This is a genomic window from Streptomyces sp. NPDC007162 (assembly GCF_040634175.1).
GTDB lineage: Bacteria > Actinomycetota > Actinomycetes > Streptomycetales > Streptomycetaceae > Streptomyces.
The window spans coordinates 1-22,744 of the sequence record NZ_JBEYFC010000101.1; the positions used below are offsets into that span (position 1 = coordinate 1).

A 22,744-nucleotide genomic window follows, 5' to 3' on the forward strand; every position below is an offset into this window, starting at 1 on the left:
TCCAGGTTCCCGCTCTCGCGTTTCCCTTTCCGGCGGTTCCGACTCTATCAGATCCTTTCGGCCCTGATTCCCCGTCAGAGGGGGTTGTCATCCCGGCTGTTGGGCCGTTCCGACGTCTCAAACCTTAGCGGATCCGCTCGGCGATTCCCAATCGGGGCCGCCGACCCTATTCGAATTGAATTCGGGCATGCCGAAAACAATCCCGTCAGGAGATCGTGCTGTGGTTTGTTGTGCCGCTCGGGGCGGCTGAGGTGCTGTCGAAGAACCGTTCCGGCTCCGCGGCAACCCGAAGAACTCTACGGATCGGCCAGGGGCGTGTCAAGCACCCTCTGTCAAGATCTTTTAGTCCAGGTCCGAAAGCCGACCGCCGGCGTCGGGCTGGGCGTGCTCCACGCGGCGCAACAGCCTGGTGAGGACCTCGCCGAGCACCGCACGCTCCGCCGCGGAGAGGTCCTGGAGCAGGTCCTCCTCGAAGACGGTGGCGAGCCGCATCGCCTCCAGCCACTTCTCGCGGCCCTCGGGAGTCAGCTCGACGATCACCCGAACGCGGTTGTTCTCGTCCCTCTCCCGGGTGACGAGGCCCTCGGTGACCATCCGGTCGATTCGGTGCGTCATCGCGGCCGGGGTCAGGCCGAGGCGCTTGGCCAGTTCGCTGGGGCCCATGCGGTAGGGGTCCCCGGAGAGGACGAGGGCCTTGAGGACCTCCCACTCCGCGTTGCTGATGCCGAGGGCCGCGGTCTGGCGGCCGTAGGCCACGTTCATCCGGCGGTTGAGCCGGGACAGCGCCGAGACGACCTGCTCGACCTGCGGGTCGAGGTCCTGGAACTCGCGCTGGTAGGCGGCGATCTGTTCGTCGAGTGTCGGCTCGCCGGCGCCGGGGGTGTCGGCCATGGCCGCAGTATCGCACGGCCAGGCTTGGCGTTGAAGTCCTTCGAGATGTAGTCTTTAGCTTCGAACTTTAGCTTCTAAGTCTTCAGGCTTCAGCAGTCCGTTGACTTAACTACCTGAGAGAGGTGAACGTGACCAGGGCGATGGGCGCAGCGATGCGCCGGATCCACGTGGGCAACGCACTCAGCGCGTTCGGGCTCGGCTTCACCGTCCCCTACCTGTACGTCTACGTGGCGCAGGTGCGGGGACTCGGCGCCATGACGGCGGGGCTCGTGCTCGCCGTCTTCGCCGTGGCCGCGCTGATCGTGTTGCCGTTCGCCGGCCGGGCGATCGTGCGGCGCGGTCCACTTCCGGTCCTTCTCGCCGCCCTGGTCACGGCCGCCGCAGGAGCGCTGAGCCTCGGCCTGGCGGGGAACGCGGCGGCGGTGCTGGGCGCCGCCGCGCTGCTCGGGGCGGGACAGGCGGTCATGCAGCCCGCGCTGGCGACGATGATCGTGGAGTGCTCGTCGGCGGAGACGCGGTCGCGTGCCTTCGCGACGCAGTTCTTCCTGCAGAACCTGGGGCTGGGCGTCGGTGGTCTCATCGGCGGCCATCTCGTCGACACGACCCGCGTCTCGTCGTTCACGCTGCTGTTCGCGATCGAGGCGGCGATGTTCGTGCTGCTGGCCGTGGTGATGTCGACGGTGCGCACGCCCCACTCGCCGCGGATCGCGGACGCGCCGGCCGCTGCCGCCAAGGGCGGCTGGCGGCAGCTGCTGGAGAACCGGGCCATGGTGCAGCTGTCCGTGCTGGGCTTCGTGCTGTTCTTCGCGTGCTACGGACAGTTCGAGTCGGGGCTGAGCGCGTACGGCGTCGAGGCCGCGGGGATATCGACGTCCGCGCTGGGGACCGCGCTGGCCGCGAACACGTTGATGATCGTCGTCGCCCAGTTCGCCGTGCTCAAGTTCGTCGAGCGTCGGCGGCGGTCGCGAGTGATCGCCGGGGTCGGGCTGATCTGGGCCGTGGCGTGGGTCGTGGCCGGGTACGCGGGGCTGGGGCACGGCAGCAAGGAGATGGCGACGGCCGCGTTCGTGTCGACGTACGCGCTGTTCGGGCTGGGTGAGGCCATGCTGTCGCCGACGGTGGCGCCGCTGGTGGCGGACCTCGCGCCGACCGGGATGGCCGGCCAGTACAACTCGGCGTTCGCCCTGGTGAAGCAGCTCGCCCTGGCCGTCGGCCCGGCAGTGGGCGGCCCGCTGGGAGCAGCGCTGCCCACCCCGTACATCGTGACGTTCCTGCTGTTCTCCCTGGGGATCAGTGTCCTGGCGATACGGCTCGGGAAGAGGCTGACGACGGCCCAGGACCACCCTTGGCTCGCCGCGAGGAGCAGGGTCGTGGCCCGGGGCGGCGCAGCTTCGGAGTCCGTGTCCGCGTAGGCGTGGGCGTGGGCGTCTGAGGTACTCCCACCCGCCCGCAGCCGAAGCACACGGGCCGCACCGCTACGGCGCTACCCCTTCGGCAGCACGAACTCGCACCACACCGCCTTCCCGCCCCCGGGCGTCCGCCGAGACCCCCAGCCGGACGCGATCGTCGCCACGATCGCGATCCCGCGCCCTGCCTCGTCCCCCGGTTCCGCGCGGCGGCGCCGGGGCAGGTGGTCGTCGCCGTCCGTGACCTCGATGATCAGTCGGCGGTCGGTGCGGCGGAGCCGCAGCCGCATGGGCGGGGTGCCGTGCTGCAGGGAGTTGGCGACCAGTTCGCTGGTGGCGAGGACGCCCAGGTCGTGGAGGTCGGCCGGGAAACGCCAGCTGGTCAGCACGCCGGAGGCGAACGCCCGCGCACGGGGCGCGGCCTCGATACCGCCGAGCAGTTCCAGCGCGGCGTTGCGGAACAGCTCGCCGTCCGGGCCGGTGCGGGCCGGGTGCTGGAGGACCAGGACGGCGACGTCGTCGTCGTGGTCCGCCGTGACACCGGCGGAGCGGACCAGGCGGTCGCAGACGACCTGCGGGGTGCCGGTGGCCCCCGCCAGCGCGCGTTCCAGCGCCGCGATCCCCTCGTCCAGGTCCTCGTTGCGGCGTTCCACCAGCCCGTCCGTGTAGAGGACGGCCGTGGAACCGGGGCCCAGCGGGACCGAGCCCGAGGTGTGCACCCAGCCGCCGGTGCCCAGCGGCGGGCCGGTCGGCTCGTCGGTGCGCAGCACGGTCCCGTTCTCGTCGCGGACGAGGATCGGGAGGTGGCCGGCGGAGGCGTACACCAGCCTGCCCTCGTTCGGGTCGTGGACGGCGTAGACGCAGGTGGCGATCTGGTTGGGGTCGATCTCGGTGGCGAGGCCGTCGAGGAGCTGGAGTACCTCGTGCGGGGGGAGGTCCAGGCGGGCGTAGGCACGGACGGCCGTACGGAGCTGGCCCATCACGGCCGCCGCGCGGACGCCGCGGCCCATGACGTCGCCGATGACGAGGGCTGTGCGGCCGCCGCCGAGGGTGATGACGTCGTACCAGTCGCCGCCGACCGCGGCTTCGGTGCCGCCGGGCTGGTAGGTGGCGGCGATGCGCAGGTCGTCCGGCTGTTCGAGTTCCTGCGGGAGCAGGCTGCGCTGGAGGGTCACGGCCGTCTCGCGCTGGCTGCGTTCGCTGGCGCGCAGTCGCTCCGCCGCTTCCGCGTGGTCGGTGACGTCGGTGGCGAAGAGCAGGACACCGCCGTCGCGGTCGTCGTTCTCGGCGACGGGGGTGCAGGTGAACGTGTAGGTGCGGCCGTCGAGGGCCTTGCGGGACTTGAGGGTGCGGGGCTTGCCGCTGCGCAGCACCTGGTCGAGGAGCGGCAGGAGACCGAGTTCGGCGAGTTCGGGGAGGGCCTCGCGGGCGGGGACGCCCTGGGGTCTCGCACCGAAGGCCGTCGTATAGGCGTCGTTGACGTAGGCGATGTGGTGGTCGGGGCCGTGGACGAGGGCGACCAGGGCCGGGACGTGGTCGAGGACGTCGCGGGCGGGCAGTTCGTCGACGGCGGGCACACAGGGCGGGTCGTCGGTCAGTTGTTCGGCGCGGGCAGCCGGCACGGAGCCTTCTCCCCGTCGGTCCGGGGGGACCGCGTGCTCGGTCCGCGCTGCGGCGCGGCGCTGCGTTCCGGGGAGCCGGGCGCTCCAGCGCGTGAAGTTCACGAATCCTTGCCTCGTGTCGTCGTCTCCGGCCGGCTGACGGGAGCGGCCGGGGAGTCCGGGGGAGGTCCCCCGGTGCAGTTCTGGGGAGAAGCCTTGTGCTCGGTCGCAGGGCAGTCTGGCAGGGTGGCCGTCGGCGGCGACATCCGTCAGACGCCGGGGCGGACCGTGGAGTTCCTCAGTTCCGTCAGGACGACCCGTTCGAGTCGTCGGAGGGACTGTGAGGAGGCTTTCCACCGGCCGCGAGTTCGAACTCCGCTCGGGGATGTTCGAGTGATCCGAGCGAGACGATCTCCCGTTTGAAGAGCCCGGAGAGGGTCCATTCGGCGAGCACGCGGGCCTTGCGGTTCACGGTGGGCACCCTGCTCAGGTGGTAGACGCGGTGCATGAACCAGGCAGGGTAGCCCTTCAGCTTGCGCCCGTAGACCTGGGCGACTCCTTTGTGCAGGCCGAGGGAGGCGACCGAGCCGACGTAGGCGTGCTCGTAGGTGTCGAGGGGTTCACCGCGCAGGGCGTGCGCGATGTTGTCGCCGAGGACCTTGGCCTGGCGGACCGCGTGCTGGGCGTTGGGCGCGGTCTCGGTGCCGGGTTCGGCGGCGGTGACGTCGGGGACGGCGGCGGCGTCGCCCGCGGCCCATGCGTGGTCGACGCCGTCGATCGTCAGTTCGGCGGTGCATTTGAGCCGCCCGCGCGGGGTGCACGGCAGGTCGGTGGCGGCAAGCAGAGGGTTCGGTCTGACGCCGGCCGTCCAGACGAGCGTGCGGGTCGGGAAGCGCTGGCCGTCACTGAGCACGGCGACGCGGTCGGCGCAGGATTCCAGGCGGGTGTGGAGCAGTACCTGGATGTTGCGGCGGCGCAGTTCGGTGATGGTGTAGCGGCCGAGTTCGTGGCCGACCTCGGGGAGGATCCGGTCGGTGGCCTCGACCAGGATCCACTTCATGTCCTCGGGCTGGATGTTGTGGTAGTACCGCGCGGTGTAGCGGGCCATGTCCTCCAGTTCGCCGAGCGCCTCCACGCCCGCGTAGCCGCCGCCGACGAAGACGAAGGTGAGGGCGGCGTCGCGGACCGCGGGGTCACGGGTGGAGGAGGCGATGTCCATCTGCTCGATGACGTGGTTGCGCAGGCCGATGGCCTCCTCGACGGTCTTGAAGCCGATGCCGTGCTCGGCGAGACCGGGGATGGGCAGCGTGCGCGCGATGGAGCCGGGGGCGAGCACCAGTTCGTCGTACTCCAGAAAAGTGGCGCCTTTTCGCTCCTCCGCGGTGGCGAGCGTGGTGACGGCGGCGGTCCGCTCGGCGTGTTCGACGGACGTCACCTCGCCTATGACGACATGGCACCGGTCCAGGACGCGCCGCAGGGGTACGACGACGTGACGAGGGGAAATCGAACCCGCGGCCGCCTCGGGAAGAAACGGCTGATACGTCATATAGGGGTCGGGAGCGACGACAGTGATGTCGACCTCACCTCGGCTGAGCTCCCGCTTCAGTTTCCGTTGCAGCCGCAGGGCCGTGTACATCCCGACGTAGCCGCCGCCGACAACGAGAATGCGCGCACGTTCCTTCACCATCCCATGACGCACCCGTGACTCTTGTTTGTCCACAGCCCCGGCAATTTGTGTGACCGGCGGGCGGCTGTGCGGGGCGTCCGGCGCGCCCTCCGCACCGGACGAAAGGGGCCAGGTCAGTGGGGGCGGACGAGGGGGCGCGAAGGCGTCGAATCGGGACGTAGACGACTCGTACTCCGATCGGGGGGCGCTCCGTGCGGAACGTCCCCCTTCTGAATTGACAGCCTCTCAACTATGTTCGTGTGTCGTCGGAGTGTGGGGGATATGGCCGAACGGCCCACGCCGGGCGGTCCGCCCGGCGTCGGTTCCGCTCGCTCCGGCTATCAGTGCGGGGAGAGTCTCCGGGGGGAGACGTCATTAACCGGGGGAACACAGATGCATATTCAGGACACACATTGGTCATCGGCTTCCGCCCTCGCGTCCGGCGGCGGAACGGTGAGCGCGGCGGTGGGCAACGGACGCGGTGACGGGCCGCGCACGACGCCGCTGCGGGTGGACGCACAGCGCAATCTGGAACACGTGCTGCGGGCGGCGCGCGAGGTCTTCGGCGAACTGGGCTACGGCGCGCCGATGGAGGACGTGGCGCGGCGGGCCCGGGTCGGGGTCGGGACGGTGTACCGGCGCTTCCCGAGCAAGGACGTGCTGGTCCGGCGGATAGCCGAGGAGGAGACTTCCCGGCTGACCGACCAGGCGCGGGCCGCCCTCGGGCAGGAGGACGAGCCGTGGTCGGCGCTGGCGCGCTTCCTGCGCACGTCGGTGGCGTCGGGCGCGGGGCGGCTGCTGCCGCCGCAGGTGCTGCGGGTCGGGGTGCCGGAGGAGGTCGGGGCCTCGAGCGCCGACGCCGGGACCGAGGAGACCCGGGTGCCGCAGCAGCGGACCCAGCCGGGGGCCGCGGAGTTGCGGCTGGTGGCGGAGGAACCGGTGGCCGGCGGCGTCGGCGACGCGGGTGCCGCCGCGCTGCTCGAAGTGGTGGGGCGGCTGGTGGACCGGGCGCGGGCGGCCGGTGAGTTGCGGCCGGACGTCTCCGTCTCCGACGTGCTGCTGGTGATCGCCACGGCGGCGCCGTCCCTGCCGGACGCGGCCCAGCAGGCGGCGGCTTCGGCCCGGTTGCTGGACATCCTGCTGGAGGGGTTGCGGTCGCGGTCCTGACGGTGCGCCCACGCGGCGGTGGCCGCCGGTCGGCTACCGCCGCGCGTCCCTGCGGAGCGCGCCCGTCGTCGGTCTCCCCTCACATGGGTGATCGTCGGTCCGCCGCGCCGGCAAGTGCGCTCGGACGAGTGGTGCGTCCGTTCCGCGGGGGCCCGGACGAAAGCCCGTGTGGGAGTCTGACCCGGTGATTCGGTCGGTTCGGGCAGGCATCGGGGGCGTCCGCGATGAGCGTTGACGGGTGGGACGACGCGTCCGTCGGGGACGAGACAGCCGCGCCCCAGGTGCCCAGCCAGGGCGGGCGGTCCGCTGCCCCCACCCCCGGGCCGCCGCCGGAGGGGAACGTTCCGGCACAGCGCGACGGGAGTGTGCTGCCGCCGCCCCGGGAGCTGCCGCCCGCCGACGGTCTGCTGATCGAGCGGATGCGGGGCGGCGACGACTCGGCGTACGCGGAGCTGTACCGGCGGCACGCCGACGCGGTACGGCGGTACGCGCGCGGCTGCTGCCGGGACGGCCACACCGCCGACGACCTGACCGCCGAGGTGTTCGCCCGGATGCTGCAGGCCGTGCGCGGCGGGCACGGGCCCGAACACGCCGTGCGCGCCTATCTGCTCACCTCCGTACGGCGGGTCGCGGCCCAGTGGATCAGGGCGGCCCGGCGTGAGCAGCTCGTCGACGACTTCGCGGTGTTCGCGGCGCAGGCCGCGCACGGCTCCGCGGTGTCCCACGGCGACACGCTCGACCCCGGTGCCGACGTCCGCGCGATGCACGAGGCCGAGCAGTCGATGGCCATGCGGGCCTTCCGTTCGCTGCCCGAGCGCTGGCAGGCCGTGCTGTGGCACACCGAGGTCGAGGACGAGTCGCCGAGCGAGGTGGCCACCCTCTTCGGACTCGACGCCAACGGCACCCGGGTGCTCGCCAGCCGGGCCCGCGAAGGGCTGAAGCAGGCCTACCTCCAGGCCCATGTCAGCGCCTCCCTCGTCGACGACGAGGAGTGCGCCCGCTACGCCGACCAACTCGGCGGCTACGCCCGCGGAAAGCTGCGCATCCGCGCGGAGCGGGGACTGCGCAAGCATCTGGAGGAGTGCGCCAGGTGCCGGCTGGCCGCCGTCCAGATCGAGGAGGTCGCCGCCGGTATCCCGGCCGTCGTACCGGTCGCGGTCATCGGCTGGTTCGGGGCCGCCGGGTACGCCAAGGCGCTCGGGATCGTCGCCGGTGGCGCCGGAGCGGGGGCCGCGGGTGCGGCCGCCGCGGCAAGCGGTTCGTCCGGCGGCGGAGCGGGCGGCGGGGCCGCGGCCGCGGAGGGCCTGGGGGCGCCGGTGAAGGCCGGTATCGCCGCCGGCGTGCTCGCCGCGGCGATCGCCGCGGTCGCCCTCGCCCTGACGAACGACGGCCACCCGGCGAAGGAGATCGCCCGCCCCGCCCCGTCCGCACCGGTCGTCCGGCCCGGGACCCCGTCCCCCGCCCCGCCGAAGCGGAAGCCCGCACCCGAGCCCGTGGTCCTCGCCCCCGAGCAGACCCCGGCACCGACGCCCGCCCCCACCCCGCCCCCGAGACCGGCACCGAGCCCGAGCCCGCGCCCGAAGCCGGCCCCCACCCCGACTCCCACCCCGACTCCCACCCCGGCGCCCACCCCGAGCCCGCGACCGACCCCCACGCCTCCCCCGGCGCCCACGCCGCCGCCCGCCCCGGTCGTCTACCAGTGGAGCGAACTGCGCTTCGACGTCACCGGCGACGGCACCCGGCCCGAGATGCGGCTCGGCGAGAGCAGCTGGGTGTGGCAGCGCCACGGCGTGACGGTCGCCGGCAAGGAGTACGCGCACGGCGTCACCGTGCACGGCTCCTCCTCGGTCACCATCGACCTGAACCGGCGGTGCACCGCCTACGACGCGATGGCCGGCGTCGACGACCTGACCCTCGGCCTCGGCAAGGTCTCCTTCGCCGTCTACGGGGACGGGGTGCGGCTGTGGCGGTCCGGAACGGTCGAGGGCGGCCAGACCGCCGTACCCGTCCATGTGGACCTCACCGGCCGCAGCACCGTCCGCCTGGTGGTCGAGCCGCAGAACGGCGCCTTCGACGCGCTCGCGCTCGCCGACTGGGCCGAGTCCACGTTCACCTGCCGCTGAGGCCTGTCGGGGTCCTGTCCAGCTCGCGCGCGGCGTCCTCCTCGGTGAGGGACGCGCCGCGCGAGCGCTCGGCCGCGTAGCGCCGCGGGGTCAGCACCGTGCGGGCGGCCGCGTCGACCTCCTCGGCGCGGCCACGCTCCGGTTCCGGCCGTGGGCCTCCGTCACGCCAGTGGTCGGCGGCCGCGAACAGCCGTACCGCGCCCGCCAGATCGCCGAGCCGGGCCAGCAGGTCGGCGGCGGTGTCCGCGAGGGCGGCCGTGATCACCTCGGCGCACCGCTGTGCCGCCGCCTCGCGCAGCGCGTCGGCCACGATCGGCAGCCCCCGGGCCGGGCCGTGCTCCATCGCCACGAGCAGGGCCTCCACCGCTCGGAACGCCGCTGTGAACTGCGGGGGCGGGGTGCCCTGCGCGATGGCCGCGCGGGCGACCGCGAAGTGCTGGAGCGCCCCGGGCAGGTCCTCGTCGTGGAGGGCGAGCTGCGCCCGCAGCAGCGCCACGTAGGCCTTCGTCTCGGCCACCCCGTACCGTCCGGAGGCCTCGTCCGCCCGGTCCAGGACGGTGCGGGCACCCGCCCGGTCGCCGGCCCGGAAGGCGTTCTCGGCGAGCCGCGCGAGCAGGAACGGCGTCTCGGCGTACGCGCCCACCTCGTGGGCGAGCTGCAGCGCCTCCTCGTACTCGCCCGCCGCCTGGACGAACCGGCCGCGCGCCATGTCGGCCTCGCCTGCCGCGCTGCACACCTGCGCCCGCATCCAGCGGTCCCCGACCCGCCGGCTGAGGACCCGCAGCTCGGCCAGGTCCTCGTCGACGCCCCGCAGATTGCCCGGTGAGTCGACCCGGACATGGGTGCGGTACATCAGGGTGACCCCGACCTCCCAGTCCCCGCCGTGGACCCGGCAGTTGGCGACGACGGCGGTCAGGTCGGGGCCGATGTCCGCCGGGCCGCCCAGGTACCAGGCCGTCAGCGGCCAGATGAGGCCGGGCAGCCGCGCGGCCCGTGGCCCCCCGCGCTCGTAGGCGGCCCGTACCCGGGCGAGGTACGGCCGGATGCGCTCGTCGGTCAGGAAGTCCGTGGGGCCGGACTCGGACATCAGGAAGAGGTGGAACAGCCGCAGGTCCATGCGCAGCTCCTGCAGCGGGTGCTCGGCCTCGGCGTCCTCGGTGGTGGCCAGCAGTGCGCCGATCGGGTCGGCCGTGTCGGCGAACGCCCTCAGTTCGTCCGGTCCCGCGTCCTTGGGCAGGGTGTCCCGGGCGACGCCCAGGCACAGCACCGCACGCACCGAGGCCATCGCCTCCTGGCGGAAGTTGCGCAGCCACCAGAACCAGCAGACGGCCATGACGATCGCGCCCGCCTGAGCCTCGTCGCCCGCGCGCAACGCGTGGCCGAGGGCGGCGCGGATGTTGTCCAGGTCGGTCTCCAGACGGCGGATCCAAGGGAGTTGCTCCCCGGAGCGCAGTTTCGGCTCGGCCTCCGCCACCAGCGCGCACACCCACGCCCGGTGCCGCCGCTCGGCCGCGGCGCGCAGGCCAGGCAGCTCCGCGGCCCGCTCGACGGCGTACTCGTGGATGGTCTCCAGCATGCGGTAGCGCATGCCTCCGCTGCCGTCGGCGGCGCCGTAGGGTGCCCGCGACGCGTCCCGCGCGTCGGAAGCGTCCGGTGCGTCGGGAGTGGCGACGATCAGGGACTTGTCGACGAGTGCCCCGATCAGCTCGGCCGCGGGGCCGGTGCACACCGCCTCCGCCGCCGCGAGGTCCCAGCCGCCGGCGAAGACGGACGCCTCGCACAGGACCGTCCGCTCCCGCTCGTCGAGCAGGTCCCAGGACCAGTCGACGACCGCGCGCAGGGTCTGCTGGCGGGGCAGCACCGTGCGGCTGCCGGAGGTGAGCAGCCGGAAGCGGTCGTCGAGGCGGTCCGCGATCTGCCGGGGCGTCAGCAGCCGCAGCCGGGCCGCCGCGAGCTCGATGGCGAGGGGCAGTCCGTCCAGGCGTCGGCAGATCTCGTCGACCGCCGCCGCGTGGCCGGGCTCGGCGGCGGCGCCGGGACGGACGGCGGCGGCGCGCTCCTCGAAGAGGCGGTGGGCCTGCTCGGGGGTGAGGGGCTCGACCGGGCGCACCGACTCACCCGGGACGCCCAGGGGTTCCCGGCTGGTGGCGAGGATCGTGAGCCCCGGGCAGTGGGTGAGCAGGGTCTCGGCGAGGACGGCCGCCGCTTCGATGACGTGTTCGCAGTTGTCAAGGATCAGGAGCTGGCTGCGCCGGGCGCAGTACTCGACGAGCAGGGCCGTGGGGTCGGTCTGCGGGGTCGCCAGTTCGTTGGTCATGAGCACGGTCTCGCGCAGACCGAGCGCACTGACCACCGCGCCTGGCACCGCCTCCGGCCGGTCGAGCGGGGCGAGCTCGGCCAGCCAGGCCTGCGGGAGCCCGGCGGCGGCCTCCTCGGCGAGACGGGTCTTTCCGGAGCCGCCCGGTCCGGTGAGAGTGACGAGACGGGCCCTGTGCAATTCGGAACGAACGGCTTCGAGTTCGGGTTCCCGGCCCACGAAAGAGGTAAGCCGCGGACGGAGGTTGCCGGTGCGCGGCGGGGGTGCGGGGAGCGGGGCCGGCTCCGGTGTCAGCAACGAGGCGTGCAGGGACCGGAGTTCCTTGCCGGGGTCGGTGCCGAGGCCTTCGGCGAGGGTGCGGCGGGCGGTCTCGTAGGCGGCGAGGGCTTCCGCCGGGCGGCCGGTGTCGCGCAGGGCGCGGACGAGGAGGGCGTGCAGCGGTTCGTCGTACGGGTGGGCCGTGGTCAGCCCGGTCAGCTCCGGTACGGCGTCGAGGGCACGGCCGAGGCGGAGGGCGGCGTCGGCGCGGGCGCGGGCGGCCTCCAGGCGGAGTGCTTCCGGGCGGGCGGCGGCCGTCGCGCGGTCCGGCAGGTCGGCGAGGGCGGGGCCGTGCCACAGGGCGAGGGCCTCGGTGAGGACGCGGTGGGCCGTCGCGGGATCGCCGGCGGCCAGGGCTTCCGTGCCCTCGCGTACCCGCCGCTCGAAGACGTGCAGGTCGATGTCGTCCGCGGTGGCGGCCAGCCGGTAGCCGCCGGGGGTGGAGGCGATGCTGTTCCTGCCCAGCGCCCTGCGGAGGCGTCCGACGAGGGCCTGGAGGGCGGCCGGGGCGTCCTGGGGCGGGGCGTGGTCAGCCGCCCAGATCTCGCCGATGAGGGTTTCCGGAGTGAGGGTGCGGGTCGGGTAGAGGGCGAGTGCGGTGAGCAGGGCCCGGAGGCGGGGGCCGCCGACGGGTACGGGGACGCCCTGGTCGTCGCTGGCTTGGGCCACGCCCAGAATTCGGTACCGCACCGGCTCATTGTCGCCGGGGCGGGGAGACGGGGCACGGGGTTTCGGATGCGGGGTGCTGGGAGGTCACGTCCCCGCGGCCAGCGCTCCCCGCATCGGCCGGATCCCCGCGGGCACCGCACGCGCGCGTGCCGGGGTGCCGGTCCAGCAGGTGCCCCGGCGGGAGAGGAGCCGGCGGAGCCACAGCTCCAGGGAGACCAGGTCGGCCAGCCCGTCCAGCGGCAGCGGCTCACCCGCCGCCGCCGCGCGCAGCGCCTTGCGGACCACGCGCGCCTCCACCAGCCCCGCCTGCGCCAGCAACGGCGTGGAGAAGAGGTCGATCAGCTCGTCGACCGCCACCCGCAGCCCCGTGCGGGTGGCCGCCGCCGAGGACGCGTGCGAGGGGGCGCCCCAGCCCGGCGGGAGGTCGGTGACGCCGGCGCCCTCCAGGACCGTGCGGAGGATGGCCGCGCGGGCGCCCGGCTGGACGCGCAGCGCTTCGGGGAGGGCGCGGCAGGCGCGGACCACCTGGTTGTCGAGGAAGGGCGCGTGCAGCCGCTGGGAGCGGATCTCGACGGCCTGTTCCAGCACCCGGATGTCGGCCGCGTGCCGGGCCAGTACCGCACGCGCGCGGTAGTCCCCGGGACGTTGCCCGGGGCCGACGCCGGAGCGGTTCGCCGAGCCCTGGAGCAGAACCGATACTTCTGCCAGTGCCTCCCCCGTCAGCCAGCGCGCCGCGGGGCCGGGTCTGGCCCAGGTGAGCGCCGCCAGGGACGCGCCGACGGCGCCCCCGGGGTCGTCGAAGCGGCGTCTGAGCAGGCGCTCGGCGAGGGACTCGATGCCCGCGCGGTACGGCGTACGCGCCAGTTTGCGCGCCGCGCCGTACACGCGCGCGGGGACCATCACCGAGCCGTCGGCCTTGGCGAGCGCGGCCACCGGGCGGACCAGGTGGCGCCGCTTGCGGTCCATCAGGAGGTCGGCGAGGCGGGCAGGGTGCGCGTCCAGGACCTGGCGGGCGCCGTAGCCGGTGAAGTGGTCGGCGCTGCCCGCGGCGAGCCGGGCGCGGTGCCGGGCCGCGGAGATCAGGGACGGCCCGGGCTCGTCGGTGAGGGGGCCCTCCAGGTCGGCGTACGGGAGGATCTCCTCGCCGCCGGTCACCACCACGTGGTGCAGACGCGGGTTGGCCGCCAGGGTTCCGGCCCGTTCGACCTCCGACTCGCGGCCGGCCACGGCGAGGTCGTTGAAGGTGACGGCGAGGAGGCGTTCGCCGGCGCCCGTGCCGTGGCCGAGAACGGTGCCGGGCATGCCGGGCAGCCCGGCGGCGAGCAGCGCGAGGGTCCCGGACGCCGGGCCGCCGGACAGGTCCGCGCCGATGCCGGGAACCGGCATCCCGCGGGCCGCCCGCCGCTCGGCGGGGCCCATTCCGGGGACCGGACCGGGGTCGATGTCCGGGACGTGCCGGGGCGCCGACAGCCGCGCGCGTACGGCTTCTACGAGCGCGTCCCGTACCGCGTCCACCGCGCTGTCGGGGTCGGCGGAGGGTGCCGCGACGGCCAGCGAGGCGACCTGCTCGTATCCCGCGACCTCGCGCGCCCCGGTGCGCAGGATCAGCGCATGCCCCGGCGGAATGCGCCGTACGCCCTCGTACGGGGTGGAGTCGTGCAGCGCGGCCGGTACGTCGGGGGCGGCGAGGAGCGCGGCGAGGTGGCCGTAGTCGAGGTTGGCCTCGATGAGGTCGGCGAGCGGCAGCGCGGCCGTGGCGTAGGCCGTACCACCGGCCCAGGAGCTGTGGAAGACCGGGCGGGCGCCCGCGAGGTCGCCGCAGACGGTGATCCGGCGGCCGACCTGGACGACGGCCGTGTAGCTGCCGGGCCAGGCGGTCAGATGCCGGAGTGCGCCCCCGCGCGCCGTGAAGAGGCCGAGACGCAGCTCCTCGTCGGTGGCGCCGCAGGTGCCCAGGACGGCGATGCGGTTCTGCGCGTCGGCCTTGATCACCCGGACCTCGTCGGGGCGCCAGTCACCGACCGCCCAGAGCGGGTCCGGGTCGCCCCACAGCAGCATGGAGCCGACCGGGTGGACGGTCTCGCCGTCGTATCCCATGGCGCCGGCGGAGCCGATCGTGGCGGCACCGGAGGCGGTGCTGCTCCATCCCACCAACCACCGCATCGACGCCTCCACAGGCTGTGGACAACCATGCACGGTACGAACCGGGTCCCCATGCTGCCATGAAGGACGCGCTTCGTAGGGACGGTGGGGGTGCCTTTGATCCCCGGCGGACATCGCGGAGTTGCCGCAGGAGAGGGCACACGTGAATGCCGCGGAAGAGGCGAACCGCCGTATGGCGCAAGGGAACTGCGACGCGAATGCGCCCCCTGTACGCTCCCCCAGAACGCCCTTCGCGCCCTCAATTCCCATGGTAGGAGCGTTGATCGCCCGCGAAGGGCAGGGTCGATTTTCAGCCAAATCGGCGAAGGCCGCGTGGGCTTGCGCACGCTCCGTACATGCTTTGCGCACCGCACGCGCGCGTGTCGGGACACGCACAGTCCGGGAGGCGGGCATCGCCTCCCGGACCGGTCCGCCACCCGCGGGGATGAAGGTGGCGGTGTCCCCCAGCCCGCTGGATCCAGTACAGCGGGCCGACCCACGCAGAAACCATGGAACCGCTCCCCCCATGGCCGGAGAAGAGCGCACGGGCGGGCGCACGGCCACACGGCGGGGGCACGGCGCGACAGGCCGTGCACGGTGCGTATATGGGCCGCACTCGCGTACGGACCACAATCCCGCCATCCGGAACAATGCCCCTTAACGCTTGGGATGCGGCGAACTACGCTGGGTTTACGAATGCCGCGTGGTTATGCCAGCGCGGCAGCCGTCTGTGTCGAGGGGTGGCGCATGTCCAGGGAGCAACGCGGGCCGAACGAAAAGCTCGGCGCCGTTCTCGCCCTCGCGGGAATCAGCAACGCAGGACTCGCGCGACGCGTCAACGATCTTGGCGCGCAACGCGGGTTGACTCTTCGCTACGACAAGACGTCGGTGGCGCGCTGGGTGTCGAAAGGCATGGTGCCGCAGGGCGCCGCGCCGCACCTCATCGCCGCCGCGATCGGCCAGAAGCTCGGCCGCCCGGTGCCGCTCCACGAGATCGGCCTGGCGGACGCGGATCCCGCGCCCGAAGTGGGCCTCGCCTTTCCCAGGGACGTCGGACAGGCGGTGCGGTCCGCCACGGAGCTGTACCGCCTCGACCTGGCCGGCCGCCGGGCCGGCACCGGTGGCATCTGGCAGTCGCTGGCCGGGTCGTTCGCAGTGAGCGCATACGCAACGCCCGCCTCGCGCTGGCTGATAACCCCCGCCGACAGTTCGGTCGCGCGCGAGGCGATCGGCGCCGAGGGTGCGGGCGCACCGCTCAAAGTCGGCCACAGCGACGTGCAGAAGCTGCGGGAGGCCGCCGAGGACGCCAGGCGCTGGGACTCCAAGTACGGCGGCGGAGACTGGCGTTCTTCGATGGTGCCGGAGTGTTTACGGGTGGAGGCGGCACCGCTGCTGCTCGGCGCGTACTCCGACGAGGTCGGGCGGGCGTTGTTCGGGGCGAGTGCCGAGCTGACGCGGCTGGCCGGGTGGATGGCTTTCGACACCGGTCAGCAGGAGGCCGCGCAGCGGTACTACATCCAGGCCCTGCGGCTCGCCCGCGCGGCCGCGGACGTACCGCTCGGCGGGTATGTGCTGGCATCGATGTCGTTGCAGGCGACGTACCGCGGGTTCGGCGACGAGGGCGTCGACCTCGCGCAGGCCGCCGTCGAACGCAACCGGGGGCTGGCGACCGCGCGGACCATGAGCTTCTTCCGGCTGGTCGAGGCGCGGGCCCACGCGCGCGCGGGCGACGCCCCGGCCGCGGGGGCCGCGCTGAAGGCCGCGGAGGGGTGGCTGGAACGGGCGCGGGAGGGGGACAACGATCCCTCCTGGCTCGGTTTCTACGGCTACGACCGATTCGCCGCCGACGCCGCCGAGTGCTACCGGGACCTGAAGGCACCGCGCCAGGTGCGGAGGTTCACGGAGCAGGCGCTGTCCAAGCCGACGGAGGAGTTCGTGCGGTCGCACGGGCTGCGGCTGGTCGTGTCCGCCGTGGCCGAACTGGAGTCCGGGAACCTCGACGCCGCGTGCGAGCAGGGGGTGCGGGCCGTGGAGGTGGCGGGGCGGATCTCGTCGGCGCGGACCACCGAGTACGTGAAGGATCTGTTGCACCGGCTGGAACCGTACGGGGACGAGCCGCGGGTGGTGGAGCTGCGCGAACGGGCTCGGCCGTTGTTGATGGCGCCGGCGTGAGAGTCGCCCAGTCGTCAGCCGGGTTCAGGTGATCAGGCGGGTGCGGGTGTGTGGGGGCTGGTCGCGCAGTTCCTCCCCCGGCCTTCGGCCGGGGGTACCCCCTGCGCCCCTTACAGGGCGCTTCACCACCGTGCGTTTGGAGTGGCTGTCAGTGGCGCAGTGCACTATCGACGTGGGAGGTGGTGCAGGTGCGTGCCGGGATTGCTTACGACTGTGACGTGCTCGTCGTCGGTGGGGGGATCGTCGGGCTGTCCACCGCGTACGCGATCACCCGGGCCGCGCCCGGGACCCGGGTCACCGTGCTGGAGAAGGAGGCCGGGGCCGCCCGGCACCAGACCGGGCGGAACAGCGGGGTCATCCACAGCGGGATCTACTACCGGCCCGGGTCGCTGAAGGCCCGGTACGCGGTCGAGGGCGCCGCCGAGATGGTCAAGTTCTGCGCGGAGTACGGCATCGCGCACGCCGTCACCGGCAAGCTGATCGTCGCCACCGAGCGGGCCGAGCTGCCCCGGCTGCACGGGCTCGTCCAGCGCGGCCGGGAGAACGGGATACCGGTGCGCGAACTGGGGGCCGCCCAGATCGGCGAGTACGAACCCGAGGTGCGGGGGCTGGCGGCCATACACGTGGGGACCACCGGGGTGTGCGACTTCGTGGGCGTCGCGCGCCGGCTCGGCGCGGCTTCGGGGGCCGACATCCGGTACGGCGCCCGGGTCGTCCGGGTGGACCGGCGGCCGGAGCGGGGCGTGGCCGTGCTCACCTCGCGCGGCGACGTCGTACGCGCGCGCGTGCTGGTGAACTGTGCCGGGCTGTACTGCGACGAGCTCGCGCGGCTGACCGGTGACGAGCCGGGCATGCGGATCGTGCCGTTCCGCGGCGAGTACTACGAGCTGGCGCGGCCGGAGCTGGTGCGGGGGCTGGTGTACCCGGTGCCGGACCCGGCCTTCCCGTTCCTCGGGGTGCACCTCACGCGCGGGATCGACGGAGGCGTCCACATCGGGCCCAACGCGGTGCCGGCGCTGGCCCGCGAGGGGTACGGCTGGGGCGTCGTCCGGCCCCGGGAGGTCGCCGGGACACTGGCCTGGCCGGGGTCGTGGACGCTGGCGCGCCGGCACTGGCGGTACGGGGGCGGGGAACTGCGCCGGTCGGTGTCGAAGAAGGCGTTCACCAAGGCCGTACGGCGGCTGCTGCCCGCCGTGGACGAGGGGGACCTGGTGCCGGCGGCGGCCGGGGTGCGGGCGCAGGCCGTGCTGCGGGACGGGACCCTCGTCGACGACTTCCTGATCAAGGAGGGGCCACGCGCGGTGCACGTGCTGAACGCGCCCTCGCCCGCGGCGACGGCCTCGCTGCCGATCGGGCGGGAGGTGGCACGGCGGGCGCTGGAGATGCTGGGTTCGGTGTGACTCCGGCACGGGGCCCGTCCACGGCGGGTGCGGGCCGTAAAATCGGATGCACTGTGTCTGACTCGCTCAATGCCCCCGAAGCCCCGCAGCCCGCCGGGACCGTCCCCGGCGCCGGCTCCCACCACACCCCCGGGGTGCCCGTCCGGCACACCCGGTCCAAGGGGGAGCCGCGGTTCCCGGACGGACCCAGGGCCGATCCCGCCGGATCCCACTTCGAGCGGCGGATCCGCAGCTTCCAGCCGCGCCGCAGCAGGGTGACCGCCGGGCAGGCAGACGCGCTCCAGCGGTTGTGGCCCAAGTGGGGACTGGACATCGACGGGCAGCGGGTCATCGACCTCGACGAGCTGTTCGGCAACGGCAACCCGGTGGTGCTGGAGATCGGGTTCGGGATGGGCGAGGCCACCGCGCAGATGGCCGCCGAGAACCAGGGCGTCAACCTCCTCGCCGTGGACGTGCACACGCCGGGGCAGGGCAACCTGCTCAACCTCGCCGACCAGCAGGGGCTGTCCAACGTCCGGGTCGGGAACGGCGACGCGATCATCCTGCTCCGGGAGATGCTCGGGCCCGACTCGCTCGACGGGCTGCGCGTCTACTTCCCCGACCCGTGGCCGAAGAAGCGGCACCACAAGCGGCGGCTGATCCAGCCCGAGTTCCTCGACCTCGCCGCGACCCGGCTGAAGCCGGGGGCGACCGTGCACTGCGCGACGGACTGGGAGCCGTACGCCGAGCAGATGCTCGAAGTGCTCGAAGCGCACCCCGACTTCGAGAACACGCAGGCCGACGGCGGTTTCGCGGCACGTCCGCCGTACCGGCCGCTGACCCGTTTCGAGGGTCAGGGACTGGACAAGGGACATGTGGTGAACGATCTGCTCTTCCGTCGCGTACAGCATCGGGTGCGGCCGAGCGAGCAGCACCGACTGGAGTCACCTCGTTAGGGTCGATGCCGTGGCCACCTATCCGCCGCAGTACCCGCCGTACCCTCCGCATCCCGCCGACGAAGGGCTGCGGCATCCCCGCTGGTGGCAGCGGCGTTGGGTGCGGTACGGGGCGCTGGGCACGTTGCTGGCCGTCTCCGGGCTCGTCATCCTCGCGCTGGTGCGGGAACAGACGGGGACCGAGGGGTTCCTCGTCGGACTGGGACTCGCCGTACTGCCCGTACCGCTGCTCGTGGGCGCCTTCCGGTGGCTCGACCGCGTCCAGCCCGGCCCCTGGCGCAACGTGCTGTTCGCCTTCGCCTGGGGTGCCTGCGCGGCCGCGTTGATAGCCATCGTCGCCAACAGCTTCGCGACCCGCTGGATAGCGACGGCGACCGCGGATCCGAGCGGCGCGGACACGCTGGGGGCGACCGTGATAGCGCCGATCGTCGAGGAGTCCGCGAAGGCCGCGGCCGTGCTGCTGGTCTTCCTCTTCCGCAGACGGGACTTCACCGGGATCGTCGACGGGGTGGTGATAGCCGGGGTCACCGCCACGGGGTTCGCGTTCACCGAGAACATCCTCTACCTCGGTACGGCCTTCGGGACCGACCAGCTGACCGGTGACCGCGGGATCGCCTCCGTCACCGCCGCCACCTTCTTCGTGCGCATCGTCATGTCGCCCTTCGCGCACCCCCTGTTCACCGTCCTCACCGGGATCGGCTTCGGGATCGCCGCGCTCTCGGGCGAACGGCAGCGGGCGCGGCGCGTGCTGGTGCCGGTGTCCGGGCTGCTGCTCGCGATGAGCATGCACGCGCTGTGGAACGGGTCCTCGACCTTCGGGCAGTTCGGGTTCTTCGCCGTGTACGGCATGTTCATGATGCCGGTGTTCGGGCTGCTGACCTGGCTGGCGGTGTGGACGCGGCAGCGGGAGCTGCGGACGGTGCGGGAGGAGCTGCCGGCGTACGTGTACGCGGGCTGGCTGGGGGCGGCCGAGCCGTTCGTGCTCGGGTCGATGCGGGCCCGGCAGATGGCCCGGGAGTACGCCGCGTACCACTTCGGGAAGCCCGCGGGGCGGGCGGTCGCGGAGTACGAGGAGTACGCGACGACGCTCGCGCTGCTGCGGCGCCGGGGGCAGCGGGGGCGGGCGGGGGCCGACTTCGTCGTAAGGGAACGGGAACTGCTGACCGAGCTGTGGAGCCGACGGGAACTCGCCCGCCCCGCGCTGGAGTACGCGGCCCGCACGGCGGGCACCGGCTACGGCTATCCGGTCACGCCGGTCCCCGGGGCACCGGCGTGGTACGGCGCGACGGTGCCGTCCGCGTCCTACAACCCGTACCGGTCGTAGGCGCCCGGGGGGCGGAGAGCAGCCGGGGCACCGGCTCGCCCCCGCCCCGTCGCCGTCGCCGTCGCCGTCGCCGTCAGGCCGAAGCCCTCGTCAGCTTCCGCAGTTCCTCCTCCGTGAGAGTCAGATCCGCCACCGCCAGGAGGGCCGGGAGCTGTTCCACCGTGCGGGCCGAGGCGATGGGGGCCGTGACGGTGGGCTGGGCCGCCAGCCAGGCCAGGGCGACCGCCGGGACGGGGGCCGCGTGGGCCTCGGCGATCTCGTCCAGGGCCACCAGGACCCGCTGGCCGCGCTCGGACTCCAGGTACTGGGCGGCCCGGCCCGCCCGGGCGCTGTCGACCGTCGTGCCGGGGCGGTACTTGCCGGTGAGGAAACCGGAGGCGAGGGCGAAGTACGGGACCGCGGCCAGGCCGGTGCGGGAGGCGAGGTCCCGGAGGGAGCCCTCATAGGTGTCGCGGGAGACCAGGTTGTAGTGCGGCTGGAGGGCGACGTAGCGGGCCAGGCCCTCGCGGTCGGAGAAGTCCAGGGACTCCTGGAGCCGCTCGGCGCTGATGTTGGACGCGGCGATGTGCCGGACCTTGCCGGCCCGGACCAGCTCGTCCAGCGCCCCGATGATCTCCTCGACCGGCACCTCGGGCTTGTCGAAGTGGGTGTAGTAGAGGTCGATGTGGTCGGTGTCGAGGCGGCGCAGGGACGCGTCGGCGGCGGCCTTGATGTTGGCGGCCGACAGACCCTCGTACTCGGGGTGCTGGCTGACCTTCGTCGCGACGACCACGTCGTCGCGGTTGCCGCGCGCCCTGAGCCACTTGCCGATGATCGTCTCGGACTCGCCGCCCTTGTTGCCCTCGATCCAGGCGGAGTAGGAGTCGGCGGTGTCGACGAAGTTGCCGCCCGCGGCCGTGTACGCGTCGAGGACGGCGAAGGAGGTGGCCTCGTCGGCGGTCCAGCCGAAGACGTTGCCACCGAGGGCGAGCGGAAAGACCTCCAGGTCGGAGGCGCCGAGCTTGCGGAGGACAGGGGAAGCGGAAGAAGCAGTCATGCTCCATTCCAACGCGGCACGGCAGGCGGGCCATCCCGCGCACTACGAAGTTCTCGTAAAAGCGGACGGCCCGCCGGTGGCCGGTGGGGGTGCGTCAGGGGTTGAGGCCCTTGCCGCGCAGCCAGGTCATCGGGTCGATGCCGGTGGCCTGGCCGCCGGGGTGGACCTCGAGGTGGAGGTGCGGGCCGGTGACGTTGCCGGTGGCGCCCACGCGGCCGATGACGTCGCCGGTGGCGACCTTCTGGCCGACCTTGACGCCGATCGACGACTGGTGGCAGAACCACAGCTCGGTGCCGTCGTCCAGGGTGAGGATCGTGCGGTAGCCGTAGGAGCCGGCCCAGCCCGCCTCGGTGATCGTGCCGCCGTGGACGGCCTTGATCAGCGTGCCGGTGGGGGCGGCGAAGTCGAGGCCGGTGTGGTAGCCGGAGGACCACATGGAGCCGGCCTGGCCGAAGGTGCCGGTGATCGTGTACGACACCACCGGCAGCGTGTACTGCTTGGCCAGGGCCGCGATCCGGACCTGCTCGGCCTTCTGCTTGGCGGCGGCCACCGCCTTCTCCTTGGCGTCGCCCGCCTTGGCGGCCGCGGCCTGCTCCGCCTTGGCCTCGACGGCGGCGACCGCCTTGTCGGCGGCGGCCACGGCCTTGGCGCCGGCCTTGGTGTCCAGCTGGTTCTGCTGCCGCTCGGCCTGGGCGATGATGCGGCTGCGCAGCGCCTCGCCGGCGTCGGACGAGGTGTCCCCGTCCGTGGCGGCCGTCGTGGTGACGCTGCTCAGCGCCGTCTGCGTGGCGTGGTGGCCGCCCCCGTCGCCCAGCAGGGAGTCGACGGAGGGCAGGTCCGGCAGGGAGATGGAGACCGGCGGATGGCCGGTGTTGGCGCTGGCCATGCCGCCGGCGCCGACGGCGGCGATGACGCCGACGCCGAGGACCGTGGAGCTGCGGGCGAGGCCGCCGCCGCGCTGCTTGGCGATCCGGTGCCGGCCGCGCTCGGGGGCGAGGGACTCCTCGGTGGGGTTCCACTCCTCCCAGGGCCCCTCGTCGGTGCGGTAGGTGCCGTAACCGAAGGTGTCGGGCTGACGCTGGCTGGGCACGAACGGGGCTGTCGGAGCAGGCCGGTTGGACGCCACGCGGGCGCACTCCTTTCCTTCCGCCGCCTACCGGGTTAGCTGACGGGTTCGGAGCGGGAAGGTCTCCTACGCGCGTATACCGACCGATTCGTATTCGGCGGCAGCCGTGCGATTCACCCCAAGGTGGTGGTTCCCCGGTTCCCTTGACGGGATTCGGCGCGTGCGCACGGAGCCATCTCGGGTGACGGCTGGGACGACCGCGCTGCGTTATCGAACGTTAATAGACCCGGCAGTAAGATTCCAAGCCATTCGCCTTGATCATTACGCTTCAACAGCTTGGACTTACCTGCCGTAACCGGACAAAACGGTCGAGTCGACCACACTTTCGAGAAATTCGCGTCCGGACACGCCTCAGGGCCGGAATCCATGATCTGGATTCCGGCCCTGAGTTTCAGTAGCGGGGACAGGATTTGAACCTGCGACCTCTGGGTTATGAGCCCAGCGAGCTACC

Annotated in this window: 14 protein-coding genes and 1 riboswitch; of the genes, 7 read left to right on the top strand and 7 right to left on the bottom strand. The window is 73.1% G+C overall.

Translation table 11 applies throughout. The features are described 5' to 3' along the window. Positions 1–342: 342 nt before the first annotated feature. Positions 343–891 (bottom strand): MarR family transcriptional regulator, encoded by a 549-nt coding sequence (locus ABZ646_RS14980; RefSeq protein ID WP_360517996.1) that lies wholly within the window; start codon positions 889–891, stop codon positions 343–345. A gap of 152 nt (positions 892–1,043) precedes the next feature. Here ABZ646_RS14980 and ABZ646_RS14985 point away from each other — a divergent pair, with 152 nt between their 5' ends. Continuing rightward, complete coding sequence (locus ABZ646_RS14985; RefSeq protein WP_360518035.1) at positions 1,044–2,303, top strand: MFS transporter; 1,260 nt, start codon at positions 1,044–1,046, stop codon at positions 2,301–2,303. A 71-nt stretch (positions 2,304–2,374) separates the two neighbouring features. Here the strand turns inward: ABZ646_RS14985 and ABZ646_RS14990 are convergent, their stop codons facing one another. Continuing rightward, positions 2,375–4,021, bottom strand: coding sequence for a SpoIIE family protein phosphatase (locus tag ABZ646_RS14990; RefSeq protein ID WP_360517999.1), 1,647 nt, complete (start codon positions 4,019–4,021; stop codon positions 2,375–2,377). A gap of 184 nt (positions 4,022–4,205) precedes the next feature. Then, a complete protein-coding gene (locus ABZ646_RS14995) occupies positions 4,206–5,585 on the bottom strand; it encodes an NAD(P)/FAD-dependent oxidoreductase (protein WP_360518002.1) in 1,380 nt (459 codons plus the stop codon). 372 nt (positions 5,586–5,957) lie between these two features. Between ABZ646_RS14995 and ABZ646_RS15000 the strand changes: the two genes are divergently transcribed. Continuing rightward, positions 5,958–6,731, top strand: coding sequence for a helix-turn-helix domain-containing protein (locus ABZ646_RS15000; RefSeq protein ID WP_360518005.1), 774 nt, complete (start codon positions 5,958–5,960; stop codon positions 6,729–6,731). A 224-nt stretch (positions 6,732–6,955) separates the two neighbouring features. After that, entirely contained in the window at positions 6,956–8,854 is a 1,899-nt protein-coding gene (locus ABZ646_RS15005) for a sigma-70 family RNA polymerase sigma factor (RefSeq protein ID WP_360518008.1), read from the top strand. Here the strand turns inward: ABZ646_RS15005 and ABZ646_RS15010 are convergent. Continuing rightward, on the bottom strand, positions 8,841–12,179 hold the full coding sequence (locus tag ABZ646_RS15010) for a BTAD domain-containing putative transcriptional regulator (RefSeq protein ID WP_360518011.1): 3,339 nt from the start codon (positions 12,177–12,179) through the stop codon (positions 8,841–8,843). The genes ABZ646_RS15005 and ABZ646_RS15010 overlap by 14 nt on opposite strands. A 63-nt stretch (positions 12,180–12,242) precedes the next feature. Beyond that, a complete protein-coding gene (locus tag ABZ646_RS15015) occupies positions 12,243–14,321 on the bottom strand; it encodes an asparagine synthase-related protein (RefSeq protein WP_360518014.1) in 2,079 nt (692 codons plus the stop codon). A 726-nt stretch (positions 14,322–15,047) separates the two neighbouring features. Between ABZ646_RS15015 and ABZ646_RS15020 the strand changes: the two genes are divergently transcribed. The 4 genes from ABZ646_RS15020 (at position 15,048) to ABZ646_RS15035 (ending at position 20,131) form a co-directional block, all read left to right on the top strand. Beyond that, positions 15,048–16,472 carry an MFS transporter gene (locus ABZ646_RS15020; RefSeq protein WP_360518017.1) on the top strand — a complete coding sequence of 475 codons (1,425 nt, stop codon included), beginning with the start codon at positions 15,048–15,050 and terminating at the stop codon, positions 16,470–16,472. Between the two features lie 179 nt (positions 16,473–16,651). Further along, positions 16,652–17,872, top strand: coding sequence for an L-2-hydroxyglutarate oxidase (gene lhgO, locus ABZ646_RS15025; RefSeq protein WP_360518020.1), 1,221 nt, complete (start codon positions 16,652–16,654; stop codon positions 17,870–17,872). 53 nt (positions 17,873–17,925) lie between these two features. Further along, the gene (trmB, locus tag ABZ646_RS15030; protein WP_360518023.1) at positions 17,926–18,807 is read left to right on the top strand and encodes a tRNA (guanosine(46)-N7)-methyltransferase TrmB; all 882 of its coding nucleotides are present in this window, start codon (positions 17,926–17,928) and stop codon (positions 18,805–18,807) included. Between the two features lie 10 nt (positions 18,808–18,817). Beyond that, a complete protein-coding gene (locus tag ABZ646_RS15035) occupies positions 18,818–20,131 on the top strand; it encodes a PrsW family intramembrane metalloprotease (protein WP_360518026.1) in 1,314 nt (437 codons plus the stop codon). A 73-nt stretch (positions 20,132–20,204) separates the two neighbouring features. Here the strand turns inward: ABZ646_RS15035 and ABZ646_RS15040 are convergent, their stop codons facing one another. Both ABZ646_RS15040 and ABZ646_RS15045 read right to left on the bottom strand, forming a co-directional pair. Then, positions 20,205–21,167, bottom strand: a complete 963-nt coding sequence (locus tag ABZ646_RS15040) for an aldo/keto reductase (RefSeq protein WP_360518029.1) — start codon at positions 21,165–21,167, stop codon at positions 20,205–20,207. A gap of 94 nt (positions 21,168–21,261) precedes the next feature. Beyond that, positions 21,262–22,293 (bottom strand): M23 family metallopeptidase, encoded by a 1,032-nt coding sequence (locus ABZ646_RS15045; protein WP_360518032.1) that lies wholly within the window; start codon positions 22,291–22,293, stop codon positions 21,262–21,264. A gap of 7 nt (positions 22,294–22,300) precedes the next feature. Continuing rightward, a riboswitch (cyclic di-AMP (ydaO/yuaA leader) is annotated at positions 22,301–22,462 on the bottom strand. Between the last annotated feature and the right edge of the window lie 282 nt (positions 22,463–22,744).